The organism is Paenibacillus caseinilyticus, assembly GCF_027533645.1.
Lineage (GTDB): Bacteria > Bacillota > Bacilli > Paenibacillales > NBRC-103111 > Paenibacillus_G > Paenibacillus_G caseinilyticus.
On the sequence record NZ_JAQAGY010000008.1, the window covers coordinates 134,870 to 153,031 of the forward strand.

Here is an 18,162-nt window from a genome sequence, read left to right on the forward strand (position 1 = left end):
TATGAAGGAAAGAGTTTCTTGGTACGAGGTACCAATTTGGGAAAAGAGTGCTTCTCGGCCCTCTTCGGGGGCCTGCACCGCCCCTATCCCGCCGCGCCCTTCAGGCCTGCCCCAGAAAGAGGGCTCCCAACAAAAAAAGAGCCCGGCAGCGCCCGGGCTCTGAAACCAATACGTTCAGTAAAGCGGTCCTTACGGCTTGAACGTAACAGCGATATTCTCCTTCGCAATGCCGAGTTCCTTCATCGCCTGGTCGGTAATGCTGTACGCCTGGCTGCGGTCGAGCTTGTCAGCCTGCACCGTCACCTTCCACTTCGCCCCATCCTGCGTGACGACAGCCTGGTGGTATGTCTGGCTCAGCTGCCCTTCGAAGTATTCGATCTTCGCTTCGAGGTCCTGCAGCTTGAGCAGCTCGGCCTGGGCATCGGCGGCGGCCTGCGTCGTCTGCTTCGTATCCGCGATGAGGTTCACGAGCTGCTCGCTCTTCTTCGAGATCTCGGTTTCGCGGGTCATCTGAAGGTCATTGAAATACCCCGTACCGCTCTGCGCGCCCGTCTGCAGCTGCTGGAGCACCTTTGCGTCTGCCGCTGAGAGGGACGATTCCGTCTTCGATACCGGCTGGGCCGCAGGCGTATCCGAAGCGCCGGGAGCGGCAGAAGACGGCTTGTCGGTTTTGGTGCTGCTCTCTTTGTGCTCGTTCTTGTTGTCGGCCGCTTTCTGCCCCGCCTCGGGAGCGGACGATTGCGCATCGGCCTTCGGCTCCGCCGCTTTCGGATCCGCTGCCTTGGAATCCGGTGCCTTAGGGTCAGCGGCCTTTGCGTCCGTTTTCGGCTCGGTCTGAGCTGCGGACTTCCCGTCCGCTTTCGCTCCCTCTCCGGCTGCGGCACCTTGTTTGGCTGCCGCTTCCGGCGCTGCGGTCTGCTGCAGTCCGTCCAGCTGGCCGGTATTGAGCGTCAACTCTTTCGCCGCCGTACCCGCCGTCTTCACATCAACCTGGTTCACGTCTTCAGTGAAGAGGTAGTATGCTGACAGCACCACCATCAAACTCAGCATCGATACGAGCCACACCGTTTGTCTCTTCGTGTTCATCCTTGTAATCCTCCTTCAAAAGGTTATTCGCCTGTCCATCCCGCTTCGCGTCCGGCTACTGCTTTCTAGGCTGGATCGAAATACGGTGGGGAGGCACTTCGAGCCCCCGCTCCACGGCTTCCGATATCATCTTCTTGACCGTCAGGTTCTCCGCCCCCTTGGCGATGACGAGCACGCCGCGGATCTTGGGCTTAATCGTTTTCGTAATCAGCGGCTGCTTGCCCCCCGACACTTCATAGATCACGACTTCCCCGCTTTTATTGATCTCGGTAATATGTCTGGTGGAGCCTTGATGATCCTTCTCGTTGGTAATCTGCTCGACATCCTTGCGGTTCTCATGGACAACGATCTCCTCCGTGGATTCAATCGTGACCATTACCTCCACTTCCCCGACGCCAACCATTTTCGACAGCATTTCTTTGAGCTGGGACTGGTACGCTTCCTCGTATTCGCGGAAGGGGCTGCGCTCCTTGCCCGGCGAGAAGACCGGCTGGTCCGCCGGTGCGGAAGGGGAGGCCCGTGCGGGCTCCGTCGTACCGACGTCCTTAACGGTAATGAACGAGTTCAATATCATGAAAGCCGCGCCAACCAGCCCCATCAGCAGCAGCCAGCGGAAGGTCTGCATCCGCTTCGTCCCTCCCGGCCCCCCTCCGAACCAATCGCCGAGACCTTTCCAGCCTGAGCCCATGCTCCTCACCTCCCGAGCGCATCCGAATCCACTTCGAGCTTGATCTGGCTCTCCTCCAGCTGCCAATCCTGCGAGAGCAGCCGGATGATCTCCGTCTTCTTCTGCAGAAGCTCAGGTGCCCGTTCCGCCGCTTCCCCCTCCTTCAGCAGGGATGCCGCATCGGCACTCCGCTCTTCATCCTTACCGATCCGGATATCCAGTCCCTGCACGGGCTGTACCGGCTGTACCGGCTGTATCGGCTGCACAGGCTTCATGGCCCCGGCACTCGCTTCGTCCCCTCGGCCGCCTCCTCCGTCACTTCCTCCGACAGGCTTCACCGGCTGCGGCGCGAAGGTGACGGACACGCTCCGGATCTCGGCTTGGCCGCTCTCGCCGGCTGCGGTCTCCACCTGAATCTGCCGGACCTTGACACCCGCCGTGCTCTCAAGCTTGCGTTTCATCAGGTCGGCCACCTGCTGGCGGACCACCTGATGCGCCTCCGCTTCCCGGCTGCGCTGAAGGGCCTGCGCCCTCTGCTGGATCGCCGGCAGGGACTCGATCGGCTGTCCCTGCCCCTGCCCTGCACTCTGAAAGAGCGCGGCTGTCAGGCGTTTGTCGAGTTCGCCGGGACCCGAGAACAGCGATAGCAGGGGCTGCATCAGCGTCAGGAGCAGGAAGAGCGAGATGACCGTCTTGACGTAACGCTGCATGGTCGCATTGGGCAGCAGCAGATCCACGAAGGTAGCCAGGAGGATCACCAGGATTACCGACTTCAGCCAACCGCTAAGCCAATCCAAGGCTCCCCCTCCTTTGCCCGGCTTTCTCCCCTACCCTCACGTATGTCCTTCTGTATCCGTACGCTGTCATCACACGAACTGCCTGCCATGCTCAGCGCATCATGACCGATACATTGCCGGCGGCAATCATGATCGAGATGGCGAGGAAGAACATCAGCCCGACGACGGCTAGAGCGGCGAATACGTAGATCAGGCTTTTGCCGATCGTCTCCAGGCACGAGATCATCGGATTGTCGCCCAGCGGCTGCATGATGGCCGCCGACAGGTTGTAGATCAGGGCCAGGACGATGATTTTGATCGCAGGGAAGGCGCAGATCACCAGGATGATCACCACGCCCGCCAGGCCGACCGCATTCTTCACGAGCAGCGAAGCGCCGATGACCGTCTCCGAAGCGTCCGAGAACAGCCTGCCTACGACCGGGACGAAGTTGCCCGCGATGTACTTCGCCGTCCGGATCGTCACGCCGTCCGCTACCGAACCGGCCGCCCCCTGTACCGAGATGACGCCGAGGAATACGGTCACGAAGATGCCGAGGCACGCCAGCGAGATCGTCCGCAGCAGGTTCGCCAGCTGGGTGACTTTGTATTTGTCCGACAGCGCGCTGACGATATGGAGCACCGCCGAGAAGAACAGCAGCGGGAAAACCACGAAGTAGACCACCGTACCCACCGCATGGACCATGAAGACAATCAGGGGATGCAGCACGGATACCGAGACCACATTGCCCATCGAAGCCAGCAGTGTCAGCAGCAGCGGGACGACCGCGATCATGAAGTGAATCATGTCGCCGATCGCCTCCTTGGCATATCCGATGGCGACGCTGAACGAATTCACTGCCATAATCATCAGGACCAGGAATGAGATCGAATAGGCAATCTTGCTTACCGTGTTCTTCTCGAAGGAGCTCTGCAGAGTCTCCAGCAGCATACTGAAGATGGTCAGGATGACAATGGACACGAGCAGCTTGCCGTTGTAGAGCAGTTCGTGGAACAGGTACCGGAGCAGCCCCTGCATCATCCCCGCGAAGGAAATTTCCTTGGCTCCGAGCAGCAGGTCCATGAAGGAAGGCGCCCTCGCATCCGGAAAGTACCCGCCGTACTGCTGAACCAGGCGTGTCCAGAAGCCTTCGACCGTGTCGAGCGGCAGATGCTGCGCCTGCTGCCTTACGAGCTCTTCCGCCGGCGTGGCCGCCAGAGCTCCGCCGATGCCCCCAGACAGTCCTCCGCTGCCGAGCAGCAGCACGAACATCACCGCCAGCAAGATGAGCCATTCCCGGCCTTGGTATCTCTGCACACCCAGCGCGCCGCTCCCACGGCCTACCTTGTCCCGCATGGTCTCCCCCCGGTTTCCCCGCCTTGTCCCCCTCCGCCAGTCAGGCCGGCAGCAGCTTCACGACCGTATCGATAATAACCGAGACGATCGGGATCGCCATGACCATGATCAGGATTTTGCCTGACAGCTCAATCTTGGAGGCCACAGCCTCCTGGCCTGCGTCCCTCACGATTTGGGCCCCGAATTCCGCGATATACGCAATGCCTATGATTTTGAGAATCGTCTTCAAAAAAATCATGTTGATGTCGGCCCTGTTCGCCAAATCCTCCAGCACGCCGATCACCAGCGCGATTTTGCCGATGAGAAACAGAAAGATCGTGATCCCGGTGAAAGCGGTGAGGAGGAAGGCGAACATGGGCTTCTGCTCTTTGATAACAAGCACTAGTATCGTCGTGATGAGCCCCAGCCCCACGATCTGGATTATCTCCATCCGTCCTTAGCCTCCCTGCCTACTGGAAGAGGAATATGGCTTTGATTTCTTTGAATAGGCTGTCGAGCAGGCTGACCACCATGAACAGCACGACGACAAACCCGATAACCGTCACCCAGTGGGCCATATCTTCCTTGCCCATCTGCTTCAGCACGGTATGAATCATTGCGATAATGATGCCGATGCCGGCAATCTGGAATATCGCGTCTACATCCACGTTCATTGGCGGCACCTCACCCCTTTACCAGAACCCGGCATCGGTCTTCCCGTTCCCAACGGGTCAATACATCAAGATGACGGCCAAGGCACCCATCAGCACACCCAGGCTCTTCCACATCCGCTCGTAACGCTGCTGCTCGTCTCTTGCGGTATCCGACTCGCCCTGCAGCTGGGAGACGGCCAGGCGCAGATGCTTGACCTGATCCTCGCGGTCGGTCAGCCCAAGGGTGTGCCCCAGCTGCAGGAGCACCTCGCGCTCGGACGCCTTCATGGATGTCGCGCGCCAGGAACGGGTTACCGCCTTATGCCAGATGCCTGCTGCCGATTGCCCGGTTGACCTCTCCAGCTCACCGGCTGCCTCCAGGAACAGCGTACCGACCGGTGCGGCGCAGGTGCCGCCCGTGCGCCGCAGCGCCTCGGGCAGCGGGGTGAAGCCATAGAGGATCTCGCTCTCGAGCCGCTGGAGCAGCCGGATGAGATCCGCGATCTGCTTCGGTCGGCGGGCGAGCTGGGACGCCTGGTGGAAGCCGAAGAGTGTGCCGGCCAAGAGCACGAGCGCGGCGCCGAGCAGCTTCAGCATGGCGGATGCCCCCGTCCCCGGGCGCTTGCCGTTCTCTGGCGCATCAGGCCAGGCCCCCTCTCAGCGCTAGACGCTCGTCTATCCGCTGTCCGGCGGCATTGTACACGGCGGAGCGGGGCGCCCCGGACCGGGAGCCTTCCCCCGCCGCCCGCGACAGGACGACGAAGCGGTCGAATACCCCTTCCTGCAGCAGCTCCCTCAAGATCGGACGCTGCCGCACATCGTCCACATCCCTGCCGTGGGCGGTGACGATCAGTCCAATGCCCGCGTGGAGCGCCTCATGGATCGCCGCCGCATCCTCGCTTCGGCCGATCTCATCGGCGATAAGCACCTCGGGCGACATCGAGCGGATCATCATCATCATGCCCTCCGCTTTCGGGCAGCCGTCCAGCACATCGGTCCGCGGGCCGACATCGAAGCGGGGCACGCCCCGCACGCAGGCAGCGATCTCGGAGCGTTCGTCGACGATGCCGACCTTGAAGCTGCGGCCTGCAAGGCCCGCCTCCGGGGATCCGGTGCTGAGCAGCCTTGCAAGGTCCCGCACCAGCGTCGTCTTGCCGAGCTGCGGCGGCGAGACCACCAGCGTCCGGCAGAGCCGGCCGGTGCCGGGCTCCAGCAGGTGGGCCGCTACACCGGCCCCCGCCCCTTTCCATTCCCGGGCGAGCCGGATATTGAAGGAGGCGACATCCTTCACGTACTTGACGCAGCCCTGCTCCACGATGGTCCGGCCCGCCAAGCCTACCCGGTGTCCGCCCGCAATCGTGATATAACCGCGTTTCAGCTCTTCTTCGAACGTATAGAGCGAATGCTGCGTAAGCAGCTCCAGCAACGTCCGGCAGTCTTCCCTGGTGGGCCTGTACGCCTTCGTAACGTCTTCTGCCGTCCGCCCCTCCGCCGTGACGAAACGGCTGCCGCTGCCCCGGACCAGTTCGAGCGGGCGATTCTCGCGAATCCGGATTTCCTGCAGATCGCTCTGCATGTGCGCTGGTAGAGCCGCTAGAATGCTCTGCAGCGGAGCAGAGAAGTAAGGTAAGAGTGATTGGATCAAAGCGCTATCCCCCCAAGCTGTCCATCTTTACTAATCCAATGTATGCCCCGCCTACTGAAATATGACAGAGTCCCATCACTTTTTTAAGATTCCGATAAAGAGACACGCCACCCCCGCCAGCACCCAGACGAACTTGCCCACCGAGAGCTTATCCGCAAGTCCCACCAGACCGATGGTCGTAGTGGTCAACAGCACGAGCGGGCCGACCAGCGCCAAGCCCGAATTCACAAGCAGCGCTTTCTCAATCTGATTGAATCTCAGCATCAGCAGTGCCGCCATAATCTCGACTGACCCCGACAGCAGCCGCAGCACGGCCATACTCAGTACGATTTTGTTGATCATCGACATGGGATTCCCTCCACCTTGGTTTCTCCTCCCCAATGTATGCGGGCTCGTCTCCATTTAGGCATCCTTAGGCTTCATTTAGGCGATCCGGGCACCACCCCATCCGAATGCGCATATGCTGTGGGGAATTCCAAAACCATAGAGTACAGCGAGGCGATTGGACATGGAGGTTACACCACCGGGACAGTGGCATCCCCTGCTAAGCGATCCGACCGGCGTGCGGACCGGCAAACCGAGAAGCCTGGGGCAGACCATGGTCATTGACAAGGGTCTGGGGCTGCATGCCCTGGAAGATTTGCTCGCCACAGCAGGCCCTTATATCGACATGCTCAAAATCGGATTCGGCACTTCGCCGCTCTACCCGGCGGCTTTCCTGCAGCAAAAGATAGAGATGGTCAAAGCGCACGATATTCTCGTGTATCCGGGAGGCACGTTCCTGGAGGTGGCGATCCGGCAGGGAGCCGTGAAGCCCTTCTTCGATATGGTTGCTCAGCTTGGCTTCAGCGCCCTGGAGGTGTCGGACGGGACCATTGAGGTTCCGCGAAGCCAGCGCAGCGAATTGATCTGCCGGGGGCTCGACGAGGGCCTGACTGTCATCACGGAATACGGCAAAAAGGGCTGGGGCTCGGCGATCGAGCTGCAGGAGCTCATCGAGACCGTTACGGTGGATTCGGAGCTCGGGGCGGCCCTCGTGACGATTGAAGGCAGGGAATCGGGGAAAGGCGTCGGGATTTTCGACGAACAAGGCGGCTGTAAGGATGAGGAAATATCGATGGTGCTGAAGAACGTGCCGAGTCCGGATCTGCTCCTATGGGAAGCTCCGCACAAAGAGCAGCAGGTTCACTTGATGCATATGCTCGGCACCGGCATTCATCTCGGCAACATCGCGCCATCGGATGTAATCTCGCTTGAAGCGCTCCGCCGGGCACTGCGCTCGGACACCCTGCTGCTCGGCAATCAGGGCCGCCATGTGGGAGACCCGTCCTGGGCGTGGGAGATTTAGTAGAGGAAGAGGAGAGATTCTCCCCATGAATATCAGGGTTATCCCTACCATTCAAGAGGCGCGTGTAGAGGAGCTCCGGCGCAAAACCGTCATCGTCATCGATGTGCTGAGGGCTACCTCCACGATGCTCGCCGCACTCTCGAACGGCTGCAGCGCCGTGATTCCGGTCGAGACGGTCGAGCAGGCCAAAGAGCTTCAGGGCCCGGGCCACCTGCTCGGCGGGGAGCGCGGCTGCCGCCGGATTCCCGGCTTCGACCTAGGCAATTCGCCGGCGGAGTACACCCCCTCCGCCATCGCGGGCAGCGTACTCATCATGACGACGACCAACGGCACGCGCGCCATCCGCAAGGCGGAACAGGCGGGCCGTATTCTCGTCGGCTCCCTGCTCAACGCGCAGGCCTGCGCCCGCAAAGCGCAGAGCCTCGGCAAGGAAATCGTCATTCTGTGCTCCGGCACCCGGGACATCTTCTCTTTGGAAGACGGCCTTGGGGCCGGTGCCATCGTCGACGAGCTGCTGCAGCCCTCGTGCCCTGCCGGTACCGGACGGCAAGCCGACCTGCCCCAGGTGAACGACTTCGGCCTCTCCATGATGCATGCTTACAGGGCCGCCAAGGACAACATGGAAGCGGCCCTCCTCGCCTGCGAGAACGGGCGCCGCCTCGTCTCACTCGGATACCGGGAGGATGTCGCGTTCTGCTCCCGGCTGAATGCGATCGCTTCGGCTCCCGAGATCCGCAGCGGCCGGCTCATGCCGGATGTTCCTCTGAACCCTTTGTGATCCGGAACAAGGGAATCGGGCTATTATTGAAATACATGAAATACACCCTGTCCTCATAAACATAGAGAGAATCCACGAGGACAAGGGGCCAAGGCGATGAACGGAGACATTCTGCTGGTTGCACTGATCATCATCGGACTGATCGGGCGCTCGCATATCATAACCACGGCGGCCTGCGTGCTGCTGATCGTCAAGCTGATCAGCCTCGACCGCTACCTCCCCACCATTGAACGCAGAGGCCTCGAACTCGGGCTGCTCTTCCTAACGATGGGGGTGCTTGTGCCATTCGCCAGCGAACGTATCTCGGTCAAAGACGTTACCTCGATATTCACCACGTGGCCCGGCATCCTGGCTCTGCTCGGAGGAGCCATCGCCACCTACATGAACGGCAAGGGGCTGGAGCTATTAAAAATAGACCCACAAATGATTGTGGGCCTTGTCATCGGTTCGATCTTCGGTATCGTTTTTCTAAAAGGAATCCCGGTCGGACCCCTCATGGCCGCCGGGATTACCGCATTCCTGCTCAAGCTGTTCACTTTTGTGTTCAACAAGCTGGGGTAGGCGCAGGCGCTGCTCCCTCCGGATGTTGAACCCCGCAGGCCTTATCGACGCTCGGACGGACCGCCTACAAAGGCGGTTTCTTGCGTATCCAGACCATAGGCCGTATGAAGTGCGCTGATCACTTCGTTCAGGCGGCTGCTCTCGATGACGCAGGATGTCTTGATCTCGGACGTGCTCACGAGCAGGATCGAGATGCCAAGATCGGATATGACTTCGAACATCTTGGCTGCGACGCCCGGCGTCGATACCATGCCCGCACCGACGATGGATACTTTCACCAGGTCCGTCTCCGAAGTCACTTCGCGGTAGCCTACGCTCGGACGGATCGCTTCGATCGCTTCAAGCGCCGTTTCGCGGTCGGCCAGGGAGACCGTGCACGAGAAGTCGGCCAAGCCGTTGAGCACACCGCTTTGTACGATGATATCCACGTCGACCTGGGCGTTAGCCAGCGCCGTGAATACTTTGGCCAGCTGGCCCGGTTTCTCTTCCACACCCAAAATACTGATTCTCGCCACGTTCTTATCGTAAGCAATGCCCCGGACTACGATGCCTTGTTCCATCGCCGCTTCCTCCTTCACGTAAGTTCCTTCATTATGGTTAAAGCTGGATCTTACGACCAGCGATACGTTGTAGTTCTTGGCGTATTCCACCGCACGCGGGTGAAGTACGGCTGCGCCGAGGTTAGCCAGCTCCAGCATCTCGTCATAGGAGATGACGCCGAGCTTCCGCGCACACTTCACTACACGCGGGTCGGTCGAGTAGATGCCGTCGACATCCGTGAAGATCTCGCATACATCCGCCTTGATCGAAGCAGCCAGGGCTACGGCCGTCGTATCCGAGCCGCCGCGGCCGAGCGTCGTGATCTCGCCTTCTTCGCTCATGCCTTGGAATCCCGCAACGATAACGACTTTGCCTTCTTCAAGGGCCGCGAGGATCCGCTTCGGCTGAATATCTGTAATCCGCGCTTTGGCGTGTACGGATTCGGTATACATCCCTGCCTGCCACCCGGTGAAGGAGACGGCCGGTTCGCCTAAACTATGTATTGCCATGGACAGCAGGGCTACGGATACCTGCTCGCCGGTGGTCAGGAGCATATCCATCTCACGTGCCGGAGGATTGCCGTCCGCAATCTGCTTGGACAGGTCGATCAGTTCGTCTGTCGTATCCCCCATGGCAGAGACGACAACAACGCATCCATGGCCCTCGCGCTTCCTCTCGACAATCCGGGAGGCTACGCGCTTCATCCGCTCCGGAGTACCTACGGAGCTTCCGCCGAATTTCATTACTATCAGAGACAAAGCTGCTCACTCCCTAAACAAACTTATACAACTAATAAGAGATTATAGCATATGCCTCTGTTCACTTGAAATAAAAAAATAGTAAATTGTCGAAACACTCAGACGGAGATCGCGAACCGCCAATCTTGGCCGTGCGGATTGACACGGCAGGCTCCCTTCGACTGCGAGCAGCGGGAGCGGATGTGGTCTATATAGGCATCCGTGGTCCCCGCATCGGTTACGATGAACACGCGTTCCTTCTGAAGCTGGCGGCACCATTGCAGGAAGCGGTCAGCCTGCTGGGCGAACAGAAGGCCCGGCAGCGTATGAATTCCCTGCAGCCACAAGTGTTCCGGCAGATCGGCCGGCATCTCCCAGTCCGGGAAGTCCGCGCGGAGGCGTCCTTGCTCCAGCGGCAGATCGCAGGGATGCGTGCGGAAGTCATAGCACACCGGATGCTGGCGCGGTCCCACGAGCGGATGGGCCATCCGCGTGCATTCCGAGCCGAGCGTCCACAACTGCGCCGTCTCCAGCATCCGCAGGGTCGGCCCGGCGAGGACGGCATCCGCCGCGCTCAGCCGGAACCGCAGCCGCAGCCGCTCCGCTTCCCTGCGCCCGGCTTCGGTCAGCCTGGGATCCTTCATCATACGCCCTTCCTCATTGAGCGAGTGTTCCGACTCGCCGTGAAGCACAAAGACCATGTCCATTATTTTCACCCCGGCACCTTGAGTTTACTATTCTTATGCGGCAGCCGCCTGTCTTCATTCGAAGATTCGCGCTGCGGTTCACCTGCTCGTCCTTTTGCGGAGCAGCGGATGAATCAGAAGCAGATACAGCCCCATCCAGCCTAGGAAGCTCCACAAATAGTCCAGGCCACCAAAGGCAGGAACGCTTCCGAAGCTCACCTGCTCCGGCAGCGCTGAAGAGGCTGCGGACGCCTCTACGATCTCGGGCACGTAGGTGAGTGTGAGATACATCCCGTACCCGATTTTATACCCAAAATAGAGCACATGAAGCCCCACACTGAACAACAATGCGTTTTTAAGGATTTTACCCATGATTTCCTCCCGATGAAACCTTCGCTTGTTCGTTTCCCGTTACCGGCTTTCCGTTCAACCCTCTGCAGGTCCTCTTGCCGTCTGCAGCCAAAGAATCCACTCGTCCATATGCATGATCCGGCCTACCACCCTAATCCCCCGCGCCTCCATGATTCCCTCGGCGCTCCGGTAGCTTACGAAGGGAATACCGGCGTCCGACGACCCTTTGCCGTCAATCCAGGAATCCCCGAGCGACACCCATGCAGCCGGCGGAATGTCCGGGTAATTCGCCAGGACCGTCTCGTACCCGGAGGAGGATGGCTTCAGAGCCCGCATTCCTTCGCGGCCCACAAGAAGGTCGATGTAGCGCGAGAGGCCAGTGAGCTCCAAGGCGGCACGTGCTGCAGGCTCCGCATTGTTGGTGACAATGGCCAGCGGAAGCGTGCCCTGCAGACGCCTCAGCATGTCCTCCACCCCAGGCTCGGGATCCGCCCCCTCCATCCCGCGCAGCTCATGCTCCGAGACGATCTCCCAGATATGCTTCAGCCTCCCGGCCTCGAGGCCCTGCTCTTTGGCCAGTTCGATCAGCGTGGCCGTCGTATGGAGCTCGGCCGTGAGCCCATCCGGCAGCGCCCCCCAGGCTTTTAGCAACCGGTACACGTCCGCCTTCATCGCGGCAAAATCGATCCGGGAGGAAAGCAGTGTATTGTCCATATCGAAGATCACGCCGCGCACTCCGCTCTTCCACATAACGGCGGCACCTCCATTCTCCTAATACCGAATCTGCTCAAGGATAAGATCCGTACCCGGATTCGCGGACGCCCATTCTCGCCAGCACGTGAAGGGAAGCGTACGCCATAAGAATGGCCGTACCGGAGAGCAGGACAAAGTGCAGCGAAGCGGGGGTCAGCGTCTCTCTCAACAACTCCTGTACGGCGGTCATGTTCTGAAGTACATCCCAGCTGTTCAGCCGGTGCTCCCTGCCGAGCAGAATGCCGTAACCGGACAAGTATGACACCAGCATGGCGAACAACCACGAGACCACGTAATTCGAACGGGTATAGATAATGTATTGAAACTGATGGAGCGAAACGAAACCAAGCAGGATCCCGTTCCAGGCAAAAATGAAAATCAGTAAAAAATCAGTCCAATACCCGAAGCCGAGCCGCCCCGCTTCCGTATACAGGTCTTTGCGGACCGTCACATGGATGAGGTCGGTGAGAATGTAAAAAGCGTTGGGGAGCAGCAGCAGCCATGCTATCCCCAGCACACCAACGGCGAGAACAGCGGAACCCTGCCGGTGCCTCCGGTTGACTGCTCCCGCCGCTGAAGAGAAAAGGAAGGGCAGCCAAGCCAGAAAGAGATTCCAGATCAAAAAATTATAGTACGTTACGTTCGTCACCAGAACATGCACGACCAGGCTGAGTACCGTCAACCCGCCGAGCAGCCCCAGGACCGGCCGGTAAGGCAGCGGTTGCATCAGAGACTTCCTTTCATGCGGCAAATTCTTAAGCTTACGAAAGCTTATTTACGGATACATACCTGCTAATGGCGTTATGCTGCCAGATTGTATAGCTATCCGGCTCACAGCTTGGTCATGATCTTGAAGTAGTGGGACAGCTTCGTGATCCATCTGCGAATGGACACCCGTATCACCCGCTTTCCTTCCTGCCTCCTATGAATCCTTGCCTCTCATATTCTTCCAATCTTCTCCATCATAAAAGATTCATGCGCAGATGTAAAATCATAGAAAAGACTCTCCTGCCGCAGGAACTCGTCCGCCCGCACATAAACCAAAAAGCCGCCTCGAAAGGCGGCCGGCACTGTCAACTATTACTCTACAGGATCCGTGCGGTAAACATAGAACGGGCGACACGGGCGCCGCCCGTGCGGATGTCCATATCGATTTTGCAGAAGCGGCGGCTCATCTCCACGATCGACGGGATGATCTCGATGACATCATCGATCTGCAGGGGAACCAGATAATACGTCGAAGAGCTGTCGATGATCAGGTCGCCTTTCTTCTGGTCCTGCACCGTCCGGTAGACGGCACGAACCATCAGAGTACCGAGCATGCCTTCGGACACCATGCCTTCGAAGTTCGTCATCTGCGGCGTGATAGCCCCCCGGAAGTACAGCCGGCCCTCGCTGTCCCTGAGCTCCTCGATCCCTGCGCAGACCTGTACTTCGAAAGTTTCGGCGTTCTGAGGCTGCCTCTGCATGTACTGCATCGCCTTCATGACGTCCTTGCGCGAGATGAGCCCGATCATCCTCCGCTCCCCGTCGATAACGGGCAGCAGCTCAATGCCCTCCCACACCATCGTATGGCCGGCCGAAGCTACGGAGGTCTTGACGCTGATCAGCAGGGGGTTCGGCGTCATCAAGGAACCGACTTCCTGCTCCGGCTGCGCCTCGATGATATCCTTCGTCGTAATGATGCCAATCGGCCGATGCTCATCGTCCACAACCGGATAGCGGGTATGCATCGTGTCTTCGACCAGCTTCCGCATATCGCTGACCCGGTCATCCGCTCTCAGGGAATAGACCGGCGTATCCTTACGGATGATGTCCTCAACGCTCATGATCTTCTTCTTGATGAGCCGGTCTTCCATGGCCCGGTTGATCATGGTCGCCACCGTGAACGTATCGTAGGCGGTTCCGATGATCGGCAGCTGGAGGTCGTCGGCCAGCTTCTTCACTTCCGGAGTCGTATCGAAGCCCCCGGTAATCAATACGCCGGAGCCTTGGCTGAGGGCGCACATGTGGGCCTGCACCCGGTTGCCGACGATAAGCAGATTGCCCTGCTCGATATACTTCAGCATCGCTTCAAGCTGCATGGCACCGATTACAAATTTATTGAGCGACTTATGGATGCCCACGGCTCCCCCAAGCACCACGCCCTCGACGACCTTCACAATCTCCGCAAAAGTCAGCTCGTCGATCAGAGGCTCTTCCTTCTTCTCCGTCCGGATCGTGCCGATGCGGCGCTTCGTGGTCACAAGGCCCAGCATCTCCGCTTCCTTGATCGCCCGGTAGGCCGTTCCCTCGCTGACATCGAGATCCTGGGCGATCTGCCGCACGGAGAGCTTCGTTCCGACGCCCAGCGATTCGATATATTTCATAAGCTGGTCATGCTTCGTACCCAGCTCCGGATGGCCTGCATTCATCCCGCTCACCTCACTGCGCTGTTCTTCTTCATAGTCACGCCATTATAACCTAAGGAAGCACAAAAAAACAGCACCCTGCATGGCGCCGTTCGATTCCCGGTATAACCTACTCGACGCCGGGAAGCGCCCTTACGCTTTTAAAGCCTTGCAAAAGCTTCTATGAAGTTCGGTATATGGCGATCCTAACACCCTTTCAAGGCACCTCCCTACCTGGTTAACGGGATCTCTCTGCGTATCCGAAAAAGAAGGAGTCGCAAACGAAAAACCCCCGCAGCAGCGGAGGTTTAAGCTGTTCATTATAACGAACATTTTGTCGCGTATATACTACTTATTTGTAACGCTGCGAATCATTGACGAGCGAGGCCATATTATAATTGGATTCGAAGGTGACCGACGTACAGAGCGTATTCTGTCTTGTCGCGAATTCGAATTGAATCTCCCCGTGCGTCCAGCGTTTATATTTCAATGATTCCAATGCCGTATGGCGGAAAGAACTTTGCTGAGTTTCCGACAATCCCTTATCGACCGTCTTAAGTTCCGTTCCCTTGCTTTCCAGCGGAAAATGCCGGATTCCAAACTTGCCTACCGCATTGTTCCGGATCTGCATGAATACCGTTCCCGAATCCAAATGCTCCAGTTCCTCTCTCAATTCGCGAAAAACCATATCAACCTGTCTAGCGAGCGGCACTGACTCTAACATCATGATTCAAAATCTCCTTTACTCTTCATCTGTTGGAATATTTTGTATGTTATGACTATAGCCTTATTATAGGTCATAGTATCTATTAAATCAACCATTATTTTGAATAAAATATCAAAAAAAGACTCTTGTTCCAGTTAAAGAACAAGAGTCTTGTATTATTTTGTCGAATGGTGCTAGGCGCGGGAAATATAATCGCCTTCACGCGTATCGATCAGGAGTACATCGCCTTCGTTGATAAAGAGCGGAACGTTGACTTCATAGCCTGTTTCCACTTTCGCTTTCTTCGTCGCTCCTTGAGCCGTATTCCCTTTGACGCCCGGCTCCGTTTCGACGACTTTGAGCTCAACGCTGTTCGGAATGCTGATACCGAGAATCTCGCCTTGGTAGCTCATGATGTTGATATTCATGTTCTCGCGCAGGAAGTTCAACTCCCACTTGATTTGCTTTTCTTCCAGGTTGATCTGGTCGAACGTTTCGGTATCCATGAACGTATGCTCGGAGCCGGCAGCATACAGGTACTGCATTTGACGGTTCTCAATATGGGCGCGCGCCACATTCTCACCGGCACGGAACGTACGCTCAACGGTATTGCCGTTGCGCAGGTTCTTCAGCTTGGAGCGGACGAACGCCGCGCCTTTGCCCGGTTTCACGTGTTGGAAATCGATAACCGTGAAGAGGTCACCTTCTACATCAATAGTCAAGCCTGTCTTAAAATCGTTAACTGAAATCACTCAAAAACCCTCCCTAAATGTAAGCATCCCTGGCGGTAGAACAAAGCCTGTCCTCCCCCGCCGGTCTGCCATGCTGCCGCAAAGGCCGGCGGAAGCCGCCGGGCCTGTAACGGTCAACAAACTTATGATATCACAATCAGGTCTTTGCCTGAATGTGTTAATCTACGGTTACCCTGCGGCGTGATGACGATATCGTCTTCGATCCGGACACCGCCGAATCCGGGCAGGTAAATCCCCGGTTCTACCGTAACGACCATGCCAGGCTCCAGTACGTTGTCTCCCCGGACCGACAGACGCGGCGACTCATGCACTTCCATGCCTAGCCCGTGTCCGAGCCCATGGCCAAAATGGTCTCCGTAGCCGTACCTCGTGATGATATCGCGGGCTACCGCATCCGCTTCGCGCCCGGTCATCCCGGGGCGGATCGCGTCAAGGGCAGCCATCTGTGCTTCCAGTACGATGCTGTAAATCTCCCGGTGTTTGGCTGTCGGCGTTCCCAGCACGACGGTCCGTGTAATATCGGAACAGTACCCTTTGTAGTAAGCACCGTAATCCAGCTTAACGAATTCGTTCGTTCCAATGAGCTTATCGCTAGCTTTGCCGTGCGGCAGCGCGGAGCGCTCGCCGGAAGCCACGATCGTCTCGAAGGAGGTTGACGAAGCCCCGTTACGCCGGACGAACATCTCGATCTCCAGCGCAATATCCAGCTCTTTCACGCCGGGCTTCAGGAATCCCTGAATGTGCGTGAACGTGCGGTCGGCCAGGTCCGCCGCTTCCTGCAGGATGGCAAGCTCGGCTTCGTCCTTGTACATCCGCAGCGTTTCGACCAGCCCTTCCGTCGGCAAGAGCTCGACCGGAGCCAGTCCCTCCGCATACGAGCGGTAGGAAGCGAAGGTCAGATCGGACGCTTCGAACCCGAGCCGGGTGATCCCCTCCCGCGCCAGCAGGTCCTTCAGGGTCTCCGCCACTCCCTGGGCGTGCTCGATCACTTCATAACCCACAGCCTGTTCCGGCGCCTGCGTCATATAACGGAAGTCCGTGAGCAGCAAGGCGCGCGAGGCGGTAATCAACACATAACCGGCCGATCCCGTGAACCCGGTCATGTACATGCGGTTGGTCGCATTCGTAATGAAGAGGGCGGGAATCCCCTTCTCGTCAAGAAGTTTGCGCAGCCGTTGAACTCTCTCCTGTCCCATCCTTATCCCTCCGACCCCTGTAAATGTCGAACGAGCGCCCGCAGACCGAGTTCATAGCTGTCCGCGCCGAAGCCGGCGATCTGGCCGACCGCCACCGGCGCGATCACCGATACGTGACGGAAAGCCTCTCTGCGGTGAATGTTCGAGATATGTACTTCAACTGTCGGCAGCCCTACGGAAGCGACCGCATCTCGAAGGGCATAGCTGTAATGCGTGAATGCCCCCGGGTTGATCAGTATGCCGTCCTTTGACCCGAAGGCCTCATGAATCTTATCGATCAGAGCGCCTTCATGATTCGATTGGAAGCACTCCAGTTCGGCCCCAAGCTCCAATGCCAGGTTACCGAGACGGTCTTCGATGGCCTGCAGGGTCAGCGTACCGTATACGCCGGGTTCGCGGACACCGAGCATGTTAAGATTCGGTCCGTTCAATACCAGAATCCGTTTCATTCCCTTCCCCTCCCCCTTAAGAAAACAGACATACTTCCCCATTTTACCATAACGGAAGGTCGTTTGAGAAGTTCTTAAATAGGGAGGGCCAGGCGAACCGGAGAGCCAATGGGCTTAGACCAGCTTGCGCCGCTTCCCGATCGGCTCCCTAGCCCGCTCGTCCGTGAATTCGAAGGCGATGGAGTACCCGATGAAGAGACCCCAGACGGCGAACAGCGACGCATCGGTGAGGATGGTGTTCAGGTCCATATACAGAATCCACTCCGTCATGCCTGTGATCGGGCCGATCAGCAGGAAAATCGCCGCCCACCAGGCCAGGCCGTAGGCCACCCCGAGCCACGGCCCCCGGAACTTGGCGAGCACCAGCGCATACAAGAGCGAGGCTGCGACCGACATCCCGATGAAGGCCCCCCATCCGATGAGAAGGCCGGTCCAAGTCATCAGGAACGAATGAAGGAAAAAAGGTTCGATCAGAAACCCCGGCATCAAAGATGTAAAGTGAAAATAATGCTCCAAAAGCTTCAGCCCGCCCCAGATCAGACCCGCAAAGAAACCGATATAGGCAGCGAAGAACCACTTGTTCGTATGGTGTTTTTTATGGTGGCGGTTCGCCATTCTATGCAACCTCCTGCATGGTGGAATTGTCCTTAGTATGCGCAGAACGGTTCTCCATAAACAAAGTGGCAATATGCCCCCGGATTCGTTACAATAAGTCGTAAAGGCTTACTGATCATAACCCAACCCTGTAGAAGAAG

General features: G+C 58.1%; 23 protein-coding genes. 3 read left to right on the forward strand and 20 right to left on the reverse strand.

All coding sequences use genetic code 11. The features are described 5' to 3' along the window. Positions 1-189: 189 nt before the first annotated feature. The 9 genes from O9H32_RS14235 to O9H32_RS14275 form a co-directional block, all read right to left on the reverse strand. A complete protein-coding gene (locus O9H32_RS14235; RefSeq protein ID WP_269866774.1) occupies positions 190-1,086 on the reverse strand; it encodes a SpoIIIAH-like family protein in 897 nt (298 codons plus the stop codon). 55 nt (positions 1,087-1,141) lie between these two features. Further along, positions 1,142-1,774 (reverse strand): stage III sporulation protein AG, encoded by a 633-nt coding sequence (spoIIIAG, locus tag O9H32_RS14240; RefSeq protein WP_269866775.1) that lies wholly within the window; start codon positions 1,772-1,774, stop codon positions 1,142-1,144. A 5-nt stretch (positions 1,775-1,779) separates the two neighbouring features. Beyond that, positions 1,780-2,550 (reverse strand): stage III sporulation protein AF, encoded by a 771-nt coding sequence (gene spoIIIAF, locus O9H32_RS14245; RefSeq protein ID WP_269866776.1) that lies wholly within the window; start codon positions 2,548-2,550, stop codon positions 1,780-1,782. Positions 2,551-2,641: 91 nt separating this feature from the next. After that, positions 2,642-3,883, reverse strand: coding sequence for a stage III sporulation protein AE (spoIIIAE, locus tag O9H32_RS14250; RefSeq protein WP_406627315.1), 1,242 nt, complete (start codon positions 3,881-3,883; stop codon positions 2,642-2,644). Between the two features lie 40 nt (positions 3,884-3,923). Next, the gene (gene spoIIIAD, locus O9H32_RS14255) at positions 3,924-4,313 is read right to left on the reverse strand and encodes a stage III sporulation protein AD (protein ID WP_269866777.1); all 390 of its coding nucleotides are present in this window, start codon (positions 4,311-4,313) and stop codon (positions 3,924-3,926) included. Positions 4,314-4,332: 19 nt separating this feature from the next. Then, on the reverse strand, positions 4,333-4,536 hold the full coding sequence (gene spoIIIAC / locus O9H32_RS14260; RefSeq protein WP_013916387.1) for a stage III sporulation protein AC: 204 nt from the start codon (positions 4,534-4,536) through the stop codon (positions 4,333-4,335). Positions 4,537-4,593: 57 nt separating this feature from the next. After that, entirely contained in the window at positions 4,594-5,112 is a 519-nt protein-coding gene (gene spoIIIAB / locus O9H32_RS14265; RefSeq protein WP_269866778.1) for a stage III sporulation protein SpoIIIAB, read from the reverse strand. A 43-nt stretch (positions 5,113-5,155) separates the two neighbouring features. Further along, positions 5,156-6,160: a stage III sporulation protein AA gene (gene spoIIIAA, locus O9H32_RS14270; RefSeq protein WP_269866779.1), complete on the reverse strand. Its 1,005-nt coding sequence runs from the start codon at positions 6,158-6,160 to the stop codon at positions 5,156-5,158. A 75-nt stretch (positions 6,161-6,235) separates the two neighbouring features. Next, on the reverse strand, positions 6,236-6,502 hold the full coding sequence (locus O9H32_RS14275; protein ID WP_269866920.1) for a YqhV family protein: 267 nt from the start codon (positions 6,500-6,502) through the stop codon (positions 6,236-6,238). 166 nt (positions 6,503-6,668) lie between these two features. Here O9H32_RS14275 and O9H32_RS14280 point away from each other — a divergent pair, with 166 nt between their 5' ends. The 3 genes from O9H32_RS14280 to O9H32_RS14290 all read left to right on the forward strand — a co-directional run bounded on the left by O9H32_RS14280 (position 6,669) and on the right by O9H32_RS14290 (position 8,847). Further along, positions 6,669-7,508 carry a phosphosulfolactate synthase gene (locus O9H32_RS14280; RefSeq protein WP_269866780.1) on the forward strand — a complete coding sequence of 280 codons (840 nt, stop codon included), beginning with the start codon at positions 6,669-6,671 and terminating at the stop codon, positions 7,506-7,508. A gap of 25 nt (positions 7,509-7,533) precedes the next feature. After that, complete coding sequence (locus tag O9H32_RS14285; protein ID WP_269866781.1) at positions 7,534-8,286, forward strand: 2-phosphosulfolactate phosphatase; 753 nt, start codon at positions 7,534-7,536, stop codon at positions 8,284-8,286. A gap of 96 nt (positions 8,287-8,382) precedes the next feature. Next, the gene (locus O9H32_RS14290) at positions 8,383-8,847 is read left to right on the forward strand and encodes a DUF441 domain-containing protein (protein WP_269866782.1); all 465 of its coding nucleotides are present in this window, start codon (positions 8,383-8,385) and stop codon (positions 8,845-8,847) included. Between the two features lie 41 nt (positions 8,848-8,888). Here the strand turns inward: O9H32_RS14290 and O9H32_RS14295 are convergent, their stop codons facing one another. From O9H32_RS14295 to O9H32_RS14345, 11 genes are all read right to left on the reverse strand, one after another. Then, entirely contained in the window at positions 8,889-10,145 is a 1,257-nt protein-coding gene (locus O9H32_RS14295; RefSeq protein WP_269866783.1) for an aspartate kinase, read from the reverse strand. A 98-nt stretch (positions 10,146-10,243) separates the two neighbouring features. Beyond that, on the reverse strand, positions 10,244-10,831 hold the full coding sequence (locus tag O9H32_RS14300) for a histidine phosphatase family protein (protein WP_269866921.1): 588 nt from the start codon (positions 10,829-10,831) through the stop codon (positions 10,244-10,246). Between the two features lie 78 nt (positions 10,832-10,909). Continuing rightward, positions 10,910-11,182, reverse strand: a complete 273-nt coding sequence (locus O9H32_RS14305; protein ID WP_269866784.1) for a hypothetical protein — start codon at positions 11,180-11,182, stop codon at positions 10,910-10,912. 54 nt (positions 11,183-11,236) lie between these two features. Beyond that, positions 11,237-11,911 (reverse strand): HAD family hydrolase, encoded by a 675-nt coding sequence (locus tag O9H32_RS14310; protein WP_269866785.1) that lies wholly within the window; start codon positions 11,909-11,911, stop codon positions 11,237-11,239. A 37-nt stretch (positions 11,912-11,948) separates the two neighbouring features. Further along, complete coding sequence (locus O9H32_RS14315; RefSeq protein WP_269866786.1) at positions 11,949-12,641, reverse strand: DUF1361 domain-containing protein; 693 nt, start codon at positions 12,639-12,641, stop codon at positions 11,949-11,951. A 358-nt stretch (positions 12,642-12,999) separates the two neighbouring features. Continuing rightward, positions 13,000-14,328: a DRTGG domain-containing protein gene (locus O9H32_RS14320; RefSeq protein WP_269866787.1), complete on the reverse strand. Its 1,329-nt coding sequence runs from the start codon at positions 14,326-14,328 to the stop codon at positions 13,000-13,002. Between the two features lie 328 nt (positions 14,329-14,656). Next, positions 14,657-15,031: an O-methyltransferase gene (locus O9H32_RS14325; protein ID WP_269866788.1), complete on the reverse strand. Its 375-nt coding sequence runs from the start codon at positions 15,029-15,031 to the stop codon at positions 14,657-14,659. A gap of 173 nt (positions 15,032-15,204) precedes the next feature. After that, complete coding sequence (gene efp, locus O9H32_RS14330) at positions 15,205-15,762, reverse strand: elongation factor P (RefSeq protein ID WP_269866789.1); 558 nt, start codon at positions 15,760-15,762, stop codon at positions 15,205-15,207. Positions 15,763-15,884: 122 nt separating this feature from the next. Beyond that, a complete protein-coding gene (locus O9H32_RS14335) occupies positions 15,885-16,958 on the reverse strand; it encodes a M24 family metallopeptidase (RefSeq protein WP_269866790.1) in 1,074 nt (357 codons plus the stop codon). Positions 16,959-16,960: 2 nt separating this feature from the next. After that, positions 16,961-17,407 carry a type II 3-dehydroquinate dehydratase gene (gene aroQ / locus O9H32_RS14340; protein WP_269866791.1) on the reverse strand — a complete coding sequence of 149 codons (447 nt, stop codon included), beginning with the start codon at positions 17,405-17,407 and terminating at the stop codon, positions 16,961-16,963. A gap of 114 nt (positions 17,408-17,521) precedes the next feature. Then, complete coding sequence (locus O9H32_RS14345; protein WP_269866792.1) at positions 17,522-18,022, reverse strand: YqhR family membrane protein; 501 nt, start codon at positions 18,020-18,022, stop codon at positions 17,522-17,524. Positions 18,023-18,162: the final 140 nt, after the last annotated feature.

Coding starts and splice junctions, on each gene's coding strand:
- O9H32_RS14235 (WP_269866774.1), bottom strand. CDS start 1,086: ATGAACACGAAGAGACAAACGGTGTGGCTCGTATCGATGCTGAGTTTG.
- spoIIIAG (WP_269866775.1), bottom strand. CDS start 1,774: ATGGGCTCAGGCTGGAAAGGTCTCGGCGATTGGTTCGGAGGGGGGCCG.
- spoIIIAE (WP_406627315.1), bottom strand. CDS start 3,883: ATGCGGGACAAGGTAGGCCGTGGGAGCGGCGCGCTGGGTGTGCAGAGA.
- spoIIIAD (WP_269866777.1), bottom strand. CDS start 4,313: ATGGAGATAATCCAGATCGTGGGGCTGGGGCTCATCACGACGATACTA.
- spoIIIAC (WP_013916387.1), bottom strand. CDS start 4,536: ATGAACGTGGATGTAGACGCGATATTCCAGATTGCCGGCATCGGCATC.
- spoIIIAB (WP_269866778.1), bottom strand. CDS start 5,112: ATGCTGAAGCTGCTCGGCGCCGCGCTCGTGCTCTTGGCCGGCACACTC.
- O9H32_RS14275 (WP_269866920.1), bottom strand. CDS start 6,502: ATGATCAACAAAATCGTACTGAGTATGGCCGTGCTGCGGCTGCTGTCG.
- O9H32_RS14280 (WP_269866780.1), top strand. CDS start 6,669: ATGGAGGTTACACCACCGGGACAGTGGCATCCCCTGCTAAGCGATCCG.
- O9H32_RS14285 (WP_269866781.1), top strand. CDS start 7,534: ATGAATATCAGGGTTATCCCTACCATTCAAGAGGCGCGTGTAGAGGAG.
- O9H32_RS14290 (WP_269866782.1), top strand. CDS start 8,383: ATGAACGGAGACATTCTGCTGGTTGCACTGATCATCATCGGACTGATC.
- O9H32_RS14300 (WP_269866921.1), bottom strand. CDS start 10,831: ATGGACATGGTCTTTGTGCTTCACGGCGAGTCGGAACACTCGCTCAAT.
- O9H32_RS14305 (WP_269866784.1), bottom strand. CDS start 11,182: ATGGGTAAAATCCTTAAAAACGCATTGTTGTTCAGTGTGGGGCTTCAT.
- O9H32_RS14310 (WP_269866785.1), bottom strand. CDS start 11,911: ATGTGGAAGAGCGGAGTGCGCGGCGTGATCTTCGATATGGACAATACA.
- O9H32_RS14315 (WP_269866786.1), bottom strand. CDS start 12,641: ATGCAACCGCTGCCTTACCGGCCGGTCCTGGGGCTGCTCGGCGGGTTG.
- O9H32_RS14320 (WP_269866787.1), bottom strand. CDS start 14,328: ATGAATGCAGGCCATCCGGAGCTGGGTACGAAGCATGACCAGCTTATG.
- O9H32_RS14325 (WP_269866788.1), bottom strand. CDS start 15,031: ATGATGTTAGAGTCAGTGCCGCTCGCTAGACAGGTTGATATGGTTTTT.
- O9H32_RS14335 (WP_269866790.1), bottom strand. CDS start 16,958: ATGGGACAGGAGAGAGTTCAACGGCTGCGCAAACTTCTTGACGAGAAG.
- aroQ (WP_269866791.1), bottom strand. CDS start 17,407: ATGAAACGGATTCTGGTATTGAACGGACCGAATCTTAACATGCTCGGT.
- O9H32_RS14345 (WP_269866792.1), bottom strand. CDS start 18,022: ATGGCGAACCGCCACCATAAAAAACACCATACGAACAAGTGGTTCTTC.